The organism is Ideonella sp. P3_A4, assembly GCF_056403075.1.
This window is the reverse complement of the sequence record NZ_JBFUGE010000222.1, coordinates 1-9722: the sequence shown is the minus strand read 5'-3', so window position 1 is coordinate 9722 and position 9722 is coordinate 1. Positions and strand designations below refer to the sequence as shown.

The following is a 9722-nucleotide window of genomic DNA, read 5'->3' as shown; positions in this document are numbered from 1 at the left end:
GCTCTGGCCCTTCTGGCCCCAGTCCTTGTCGTCGTCGGCGCGGCGGCTGTTGACGCCCAGGTCCTTGGTCACCCGGTCGACCACCGGCATCGCGCTGCGCAGGATCGCCGAGCGCTCCTGCGGCGTCTTCGCCTGTTCGAGCTCGGTGCGCAGCTGCTTGGCCGCGACCGCATCGCCGCCGGAGGCGTAGGCACCCGACACGCGTTTGGCGGCGGCGTCGGCGTCCTTGTTGCCGCCGGTGACGATGCCCAGGTCGGGCTTTTCCGCCTTCCCGCTGTCGACCCGCTTGCTCCAGTCGCCGTCCTTGCTGTCGATCGCCTTGAGCTGCTGGGCCGCCTTGTCCTGGCCCTGCGGGCCACCAGCCGCCAGCGCCGACTTGGTCGCGACCTTCAAGTCAGCCCAGCCCTTGTCCGCCGTGGCCTGTTTGGCATCGACATCGTTCTTCAGGCTGTCGGTCTTGGTCGCGTCCTGGTTGTCCTTCAGCGCCTTCTGCGCTTTCTCCAGCGCGGCCTGTGCGGCCCGCGCCGCTTCGAGCGCGCGCTTGGCAGCAGCGATGGCTTCATTCAGCGCAGCAGCTGCGTCAGCCGCGCCATTGCCGGGATCCGGCTTGGGTTCGGTGGGGGCGGGCGTAGGGTGGTAGACGGGCGAGTAGCCGTCGATGGTGATCGACACGGTAGGGCTCCTGATTCGAGAACCGACAACACGGCGACGGGATCCGGCACGCAGACCCCAAGAGAGCGCGAGCGTAGGAACTCGCTCCACCCGCGACAACTACGGGTTCGCGGAAGTCCTGTTGGCCCCCACGCCCCCTCCCGGGGGCTGCCTTGCAGGCCGCGCCGGTCCAGAGGCCCGGCCCCTCGCCAGGCATGAACAGTCCACTGGACTGTTCAAGTCCGGGCTCGGCCCCCCAAGGGGCTCGCGCAGCGGCCCGGCCAAGCCGGATCCGCGCACGCCACTTGATGAGCGGCAAGCGCCCAGAGGGCGCCGCCGCGAGCGCGTCAGGAAGTGCCGAGGTACTCGGCTTTCCAGAGGTTGTTGCCGCGCATCCAGGTTTCGAGCCCGGCCGTGCTTTCGGCGGTGATTTCGCCGTCGTCCTTCATCTCGTCGTCGAGGATCTTGTGGGTCTGGCCGATCAGCTTCTTCATCTCGTCCGGCGACAGGGACTGCAGGTACTGCAGGCGCTGCTCTTGCGGCACCTGGTTGGCATCGAACAGCGGGTTCAGCGCGTGCATCGGCCCCATGCCACCCTCCTGGAAGAACGACTCGGCCTCGCCGAAGATGCTGTGCATGGCCTGCCAGCCGTTCCAGCCCGGGACATACCACTCCCATTCGTCGACCTTGACGTCGGTGTTGCCGCCGCTCTGGTTCATCAGCTCGCGCGCCTGGTCCTCGGTGAAGCCGAGCGACTTGACCATGTCGGCGAAGTCCTTGTTGTCCTCGAACTCGAACTTGTTCTTCTCCTTGGTCACGCCATAGGCGAAGCGGGCGCCGAGGAAGGCGGCTTGCAGGCCGGCCGCGACCCAGCCGACCACCGGCGCCGCACTGGAGCCGGCGATGACACCGCCCTCGGTCGCGGCCATCGTCGCCAGGCGCGCCTTCCAGCCCGCGGCGCCGATCTCCACCAGGTCGGCAATCACCACACCGCTGGTCAGCAGGCCGGCGGTCACATCGCCCTGGCCGCTGCCGACCTTGTTGCCCCACAGCGTTTCGCCGGTGAAGTCTTCATAGGCCCACGCGAAATCGGCGAACGCGATCGCGCCGCCCAGCGCATTGGACTTGAGGACCTTGGCCAGCTGCTCGGCGCCGTCCGGCCCCATGCGCAAGGTCTCGAGGGCCTTTTGCATCTTGCCGCCTTCCATGTCCAGGCCCTTGGTGCTGCGATAGGCCTCGATCACTGCGCCGGTGCCGAACAGCCCCGCGAAGACATCGCTGCTGGTGACGCCCTTCTCGCCGGCGGCGTTGACACCGTTGTTCACCGACGAACCGAGGAAGCAGACCAGGCCCAGACCGCGGGTCACCCGCTCCGACGTCTTCATCGCATCGGGCAGGGACTTGGCGTCGAAGCCTTTGGGCGGCCCGTACTGCGGCACTTCGCTCTTGAACTTCTCGGTCAGCTCCTTGATGTCGACCTCCGACAGCTTGGTCTTCCCCGGCTCGCTGGCCAGGCGCTTGTTGATCTCGGCCTGCATCTTGTTGTTGAAATCGTAGGCCTTCTGGACCGACTTCTCGTCGCTCAGGCCCAGGCGCGCGGCATTGCGGATCAGCTCGCTGTTGGGATCGAACTGACCCGCGCCGTTCACGCCGCGGCGGAAGGCGACCGAGCTGTAGGCGCGCAACAGCTGATCGCCGGAGTCGCGGAACCAGTTCATCGTCAGGCGCACCGTCGAGGTGGTCGTGCCGATGCCCTGCAAGGTCGTCTTGATGTCCTCGACCACCTTGTCGCTGGGTTTGACCAGCACCCCTTCACCGCCGTTGGGTACCTTGTCCTTGAGCAGCGCCTGCACGTCCTTCTGGTAGTTGTCGGTCAGGGTCTGGAGCTGGTCGTTCGAGTACTTGTCGCCCTTGTCCAGCTCGGCCCGCAGGTCGGTTTCCCAACGGTCGGTGCGCTCGGTCAGCTTGGTGGCCAACTCGGGCGGCAGGTGGTAGTCGCTCACCAGCTTGTCCAGGTGGTCACGCTGCGAGCCGACCACCGCGGTCGGGTTCCACGGGCTGGCGACGGGCGCGAAATGGCCGAAGTTGAGCTGGTCGGTCCGGTGTTCGTCCAGGGTCCCGTTGTTCTTCAGCGTGCTCATCGCCAAGGGATCGGTGTCCAGACCCTGGATCGAATCGACCAGCCGCTTCTCGTCCGCATTGGCCGGCTTGTCGATATTGAGGTGCAGCCCGGCCAGGTCACGCATCAGCCCATCGAGCTGAACGCCGCGCTGCTCCATCTGGGCGTAGGCCACGTCCACGCCGGTGGGCTTGTCGTCCTCCATCCGGTAGTAGGTGTCCGGGTGGTCCTTGCGGTCCTTGGCCATGGCCCGCGCCACGCCATCGGGGTCGAGACCACCGTAGTCCTGCACCAGCCGCAGCGCGTTCTTGTTCTGCTCCTGCCAGTCGGTGACGTCGTCCTTGACCTTTTCGCGGAAGTCCTCGATGCCGTTGCGCAGGTTGTTGCCCAGACGCGTCTCGACCCGATCGGACCAATCCTGCGGATCGCCCTTGAGGTCCTTCACCTTGTTGTACAGCGCGATGCTCAGCTTGGCCGCGCCATGCTCGCCCGCCATGGCCTTGGTCTGATCGAACAGTCCGGCCGGCATGCCGCCACCGGTCAAGGCGAACACCAGCGGGCGCCTTTGCGGGTCGGACATCGCGTCGTTGATGGCCTTGACGTAAAAGTCAGCGAACTCATCGGCCCGGTTGGCGCCGAGGCTGTCGGCGCGCTCGATCAGCCGCGTCAACCCGGCGTAGCTCTGGCCGCCGAGTTCGGCATCGATCAGCAGCGTGTGCCACATCGGACTGTCGTGGCCCTTGTCGATGCGCGCCTTCATGGCGTCGAGCAGCAGGTTGGCGGCCTCGGGCGGGGCGTTCTCGCCGACCTGGTTGAGCAGCGGGGCCAGGTCCTTGCCCTTCTCGAGGCTGTCGCGGTTCAGGACCTTGTCGAGCTGCTGGTCGAAATAGCTGCGCGAGAAGGTCGGCTGGCCCGCCGCTTCCCACAGCTGCTTGCGCTCGGCCGGGTCCTTGGTCATGTCCATCTGCTTGCCAAGCAGCTTCATGGCCTCGTCGGGCTTGTTCTTGCCCATCAGGTCCTTGACCTGCTGACTGGTGTAGTCACGCCGATGCTGCGGCAGCGTCTCGTCGAGCAGCTTCAGGTAGGTCTTGTCGTCCTTGTGGTCGGCCTGCAGCTTCTGGAACGCGTAGCCGATGGGGTCGTCGCCGGCGACCCGACGCAGCGGGTCGTTGATCGTCTCTTTCGAGGTCGCGACATCCTGGGCGCCGGACTCGGCCTTGGTCAGATCGGCCGTCACGCTTGCCGTCGTTGGCGGCTCGGGCTTGGCCGCGGTGGTCGGTGACTTCGGTGGCTCGGTGTCGACCGGCTCCTTCGTTGGCGCAGTGGTGGGCGCCTTGGTGGGTTCGGTGGCCGGGGAAGCCGTGGCCGTCGGTGTCGGCGTGGGCCCGGTCGTGACGGGCGCTGGCGACGCACCGGGCGACGGTGTCGGCGTCGGCTGGTCGGTGGTGCGCGGCGTGGTGGCGACTTCGCTCGCGGTCGGCATCAGCATCGGCTTCGGCGGCGGCTTGGCCTTCGAGCCGGCTTCGAGCGCCTTGGCCACCCCGTCGTCCTTCAGCGCGTACTGCTGGTCGCCGTACTTGACCAGCTGGTTGACGGTCTCGTCCTTCTGCAGCTGGTTGAAGCCGCGGAAGCGCGCGTCGGTGGCCGCAGCGAGCATGGAGTCCATGATCTTCTGGCGGTCACCGGCATTGCTCTTGTCGTACAGCTGGCGTTCCGTCTGCACCTGGGTCAGCACTTCGAGTGAGCCGCGCTGCTCGGCTGGCGACAGGTCGGTGCGGTCGTTCAGCTTGCCGACCGTGCCGCGGAAGACCTCGTCGTGCTGGAAGGCGCTCAGCACCTTGAACTCCATCGCCTCGTCGTCGAGTGCGCGGAAGCCCGGGAGGTCGACCAGATTCTTCAGCTGCTTCAGCGCCGGTTCGTTCTTGGCGGACTCGCTGAACATGCCCAGCAGACGGTCCTGCACGCGCGTGTTCACGCCATGGAAGTTCGACGAGCCGATCAGCTCGCGCAGCTTGTCCTTCTCGCCGGCGTTGAGCACCTGCTTGGCATGGGCGAGCTGCGTGATCGTTCGGTCGAACTGACCGACCGCGTCGATCTGCTGGTCGGCGCCCAGCTTGCGGAATGCGTCCGAGCCGGTCAGCACATCGAGGTCCGCACCGTACTGCAGGTCGTTGGGGTGACCGGCCTTCGACTCGTCGGCCGCCGTCTGCACTGTCTTGTCGAGCGGCTTGGGCAGGTCGGTGCGCGGGTCTTCGTTCTTGAAGGTGAAGGTGGCGCCGGGCTTGGCGTTGTCAATGTCTTTGCCCGGGTTCTGTTCGCGCAGGTTTTGCAGGCCCCGCGCGGTCTTCTCCTGCAGCGCCTCGTCGGCCGACCAACCCTCGGTGCGCTTGGCGACGTCCTTGCGCTGGTCGGCGGTCAGGAACAGGTCGGGGTTCTGCTCGATCTCATGCCAGATCGTGCCGCTGTGCTTGACGCCCTTGTCGTCGGTCCAGTCCTTGACCGTGACCTGTGCCGGCATGTCGGGCGAAAGCAGCCGCGCCGCCTGGTCGCGCTGATCCAGCGGCGTGGCCGGCATGGTGCCGACCGGGGCCTTCGCATCGGGCTGGATCAGCGCAGCCGACAGCGCGGTCTCGAGCATCGAGGTGCGGCCCGGCGACGACTGGCCCAGGTCCAGCCCCAGCAGGCCGAGCAGGTTGTTGGCGCCGTTGCCCTTGGTGCCGCTGGGCATCACCTGCAGGATGTCGTGGGCGATGTGGAACGCCGCCTCCTTGTCGCCGGCCAGGTCGACGCTGGCTTCGAGGTCGGCCACCGTGTGGTCGAAGTCGCTGCGGGTGTTGAGCACCTCCCGGTCGCTCGTGGCGTTGCGGCCGGGTGTCGGCCAGTCTTCGTCGGCGCGGCGGCCGTTCTCTCCCAGGTCTTTGGTGATKCGATCGACCACCGGCATCGCAGCGCGCAAGACGGTGCTGCGCTCCTGCGGTGTCTTGGCGCTCTCGAGCTCGCTGCGCAGCTGCTTGGCCGCTGACGCGTCGCCACCCTCGGCGTAGGCGCCGGCGACCCGCTTGGCCGCGGCGTCGGCGTTGGTGTTGCCCGTCGTGACCGTGGTGATCGCGGGCTTTTCGTTCTGCGCGGCGTCGACCCGGTCGGTCCAGGCCGTGTTCTTGTTGTCCAGCGCCTTCAGGTCGCCGGCCATCTTGGCCTGGCCCTGCGGGCCAGCGGCCGCCAGGGCCTCCTTGCTGGCGACCTTCGCATCGGCCCATTTCGTGTCGGCCGTCGCCTTCTTGGCGTCGAGGTCGTCTTGCAGCGCGGCCTTCTTGGTGACGTCCTTGTTGTCGTTCAGCGCCTTCTGCGCCTTCTCCATCTCGGCCTGCGCCTTGCGGGCCGCGTCGAGGGCGCGCTGGGCGGCGGCCAGTGCCTCCCGCAGCGCCGCTGCAGCCGCATCCGCCGACTGGCTGGCATCGGGCTGGGGTTCGGGGGGGAGGTGCGTGGGCGTGTAGACCGGCGAGTAGCCGTCGATGGTGACCGACACAGATTGGGCTCCTGGTTCGCAAGCGAAGAGGCCCCAAAGGCGGGGCCCAAGAGTCCGCGAGGGTAGGAAGTCGAGCGGCGACCGACAACTACGGGTTAGCGGACCTGGGCGCAGCGGCTCGACATGCGCATCCACATTTCGTCCACAAAGTGTTGAGAGCCTCGACCTGCAGCACCGCCGGCGCCGTGATGGCCGTGCGGATTCCGTTCGACCCTAACTGCAGAGATCAGAGCATGCTCAACTCGACTCGACCCTTCATTCGTCGCCCTCGGACCCTGTGGACGGCCATGGCCCTGGTGTTGCTCGGCGCTGGCGCCGTGGCGATCGCGGCCGACCGCCTGCCCTTCGTCAAACGGCCCAAGCTGCCACCCGCCAAGGTGACGCCTGCGCCGGCCCCGGGCACCCCGCAACCGGGCGCGCCGTTGGCAGGCCTGACGGCCGCGCAATTGGCCGATTTCGACGAGGGACGCGAAGAGTTCCAGGCGGTGGAGGTGCCCGAAGGCGGCCTCGGCCCGATCTTCAACCACAACAGCTGCGCGGCCTGCCACACGGCGGGCGGTGTCGGTGGCGCAAGCACCCAGACAGTCACCCGTTTCGGCCGCTTCGCCAACGGCCGGTTCGATGCGCTGGCGCAGCTGGGCGGCTCGCTGCAACAGGCCAAGGCGATCGATCCAGCGGCGCTCGAACACGTGCCGCGCGAAGCCAATGTCACCACACGGCGGGTCACCACGCCTTTGTTCGGCGCTGGTCTGATCGAGGCCATCGCCGACGACACGCTGGAGCAGAACGCGCGCAAGCCGCAGCCTGATGGCGTGCACGGCCGCGTGTCGCATGTGCTGGACGTCGCCAGCGGCAAGCAGCGTGTCGGCCGCTTCGGCTGGAAGGCCCAGCACGCGTCGCTGCTGGCCTTCGCTGGCGATGCTTACGTCAACGAGATGGGGGTCACCAGCCGCCTGTTCCCGCAAGAGAACGCGCCCAACGGCCGCCTCGACCTGCTGGCCCGTTTCGACAAGGTGGCCGACCCCGAAGACCAGGTCGACCCCGACAGCGGCAAGGGCGACATCGACCACGCGGCCGATTTCATGCGCCTGCTGGCACCGGCCCCGACGCAGCCGCCCACCGCGGACAGCCTCGCCGGCCAGCGCCTGTTCGAGAACGCGCGCTGCGTCGCCTGCCACACCCCGGCGCTGATGACCGGCAACCACCTGATCGCCGCGCTGGCCCACCAGTCGGTGCCGCTGTACTCGGACCTGCTGCTGCATGACATGGGTGCCCTCGGCGACGGCATCGACCAGGAAGTCGCCAAGGGCCGCGACATGCGCACGGCGCCGTTGTGGGGCCTGCGCCTGCGGCCGGCCTTCCTGCACGACGGCCGCGCAAAGACCGTGGAAGCGGCGATCGAGGCGCACGACGGTGAAGCGACTCCGGCGCGCCAGCGCTTCCAGGCCATGAAGCTGACCGAGCGGCAGCAGCTCGTCGCGTTCCTGCGCACGCTCTGACAAGTGCCGTCTGACGGCGGCGTCAGCGGCGGCCTGTGACGAACCGTAAACCGCCGCTGGCCGCGCATTCGTCTGACAAATCGCGGTTCGCCTCGGTACCTCTCAGCAGGTGCCGAGGCGAACGCGGCACCTCCGCGTGTCTGACTTTTCGCGTCCATTCCCACCGTTTTGACAACGCTTTCTGACAACGTTGTCCAAATTCCCTTCACATCTGGTTGCCGGCGCTTGCCCAATCTTGCGGCGACGCGAATCAGCGATGCCAGCATGCGCCGCAGCGGGCAGCGATCGCCGCCTGCCGACAAACAAAGCCAAGCTGAAGGAGACGCACATGCATGCATGGGGATGGAGACAAATCGCCGCGCGCTGTCTGACCACGGGCGCCCTCGCTGCGACTGCGGCCGGAATGAGCCCTGCGAACGCATTCACGCCGATCACCGACACCGCCACGCCGCAGCCATTGCCGGCGCAGCTGGCGCAACCGCCGGCGACGCTGGGCTACCAGCACGTCACCGGCATCGACAACGACCACGACGTGCAGGTCGTCTACTTCCTGCCTTCGAACGCGCCGCACCGCGACCGCGGCGCGCTGATGCTCAACGCCGCACGCCAGATCCAGACCCAATGGGCCGGCTGGGGCTGGACCATCCACCTGAACCGCAAGCTCATCACGGTCAAGAGCAGCAACAGCTGCGCCCACTTCAACGACTACAACATCCTGTGGGATGAAACCCAGAGCAAGCTAGAAGCGCGCGGCCAGTACTTTCCCAACGTGAAGTACCTGGTGTTCGGTGAGTGCACCACCGGTGGYGGCGCGGCGCAGGCCGGCATGCCGGGCAACTCGGCGCTGTTCTACAGCTATGTCGTCGACGGCATCGGTCTGAACGACGGCAGCCCGCGCAACCTGTCGGACATCGGCTCGATCGGGCACGAGATGGGCCACAACTTCGGCCTGCCGCACGAGAACTGCGGCGGCACGGCCGACCAGAACACGATCGACGAACTGGTCGCGATGGGCCTGCCGCCGGATGGCACCAAAGGCCCCATGTGCAACGGCGCCTACTGGCCCAACGTGACGCCGGCGGCATACCAGCACGACCTGGTCAAACGTTATGGCTGCGCGTGGCTGAAGGGCTGCATGGCGCAGCACCCGAACTGGGTCTGGACGGGCACGCCGGGCGACGGCGACGACACGGGCCAGTACTTCGCCGCACAGGCCAGCGGCAAGTGCATTGACGTCTACTACTTCGACTACAACTCGAACGCGGCGGTGGCGCAGTACGACTGCGTCGGCCTGGCCAACCAGCGGGTGAAGATGAAGCCGGCGGGCGACGGCCTTTATCACCTCGTGTTCGGCCACAGTGGCTATTGCCTCGACCCGACGAACCGCAGCCTGGCCGTCGGCGCGAAGATGGTCCAGTGGCCCTGCAGCGTCGATGACGATACCAAGTGGAAGGCCAATCAGGTCTCGCCGGGCGTCTACGAGTTCGTCAACGCACACAGCGGCTTGTGCCTGGATGTGCCGGGCGCTGGCCAAGCCTCGGGATTGCAATTGCAGCAGTGGACCTGCAATGGCACGGCGGCGCAGCGCTGGGTGCTGAAGCCTTGAGGCGGTGAACGCGCGGCAAGGCCACGTCCTTGCCGATGTGGCGGCGTCGCCGCGTTCCACCTGCGACGAGTGGCGCGTGGCCGGCGTTGCTTCATTCCACTTGCGGAGGGTGGAGCGTGGCGGGTAGCCCGGGGGTGCGTTCTCCGGCCCACGCTCGCGGGGCACCGTGTTCGGCGTGCCACTGTCTCTCGGTCGGCACCGCTGGCGCTTGCCGAGGTGGGGGCGACCGCGAATGGGGCCTGCGCCCGCACCCCCGAGCCACCCACCATGGCACCCGGGCGGCAGGCCACGGCGTGGTACGCGACGGACGGTGCCTCAGGG

The 9722-nt window shown here is 67.5% G+C and carries 4 protein-coding genes; 2 read left to right on the top strand and 2 right to left on the bottom strand.

From position 1 onward, the window contains the following. Positions 1 to 672: hypothetical protein (locus AC1DYI_RS18805; RefSeq protein WP_477205655.1), on the bottom strand; the 672-nt coding region annotated here is incomplete at its 3' end. 326 nt (positions 673 to 998) lie between these two features. Next, the gene (locus AC1DYI_RS18800) at positions 999 to 6296 is read right to left on the bottom strand and encodes a hypothetical protein (RefSeq protein ID WP_477205654.1); all 5298 of its coding nucleotides are present in this window, start codon (positions 6294 to 6296) and stop codon (positions 999 to 1001) included. A 287-nt stretch (positions 6297 to 6583) separates the two neighbouring features. Between AC1DYI_RS18800 and AC1DYI_RS18795 the strand changes: the two genes are divergently transcribed. Both AC1DYI_RS18795 and AC1DYI_RS18790 read left to right on the top strand, forming a co-directional pair. Then, a complete protein-coding gene (locus AC1DYI_RS18795) occupies positions 6584 to 7795 on the top strand; it encodes a di-heme oxidoredictase family protein (protein WP_477205653.1) in 1212 nt (403 codons plus the stop codon). A 403-nt stretch (positions 7796 to 8198) separates the two neighbouring features. Continuing rightward, positions 8199 to 9401, top strand: a complete 1203-nt coding sequence (locus AC1DYI_RS18790; RefSeq protein ID WP_477205652.1) for an RICIN domain-containing protein — start codon at positions 8199 to 8201, stop codon at positions 9399 to 9401. Positions 9402 to 9722: the final 321 nt, after the last annotated feature.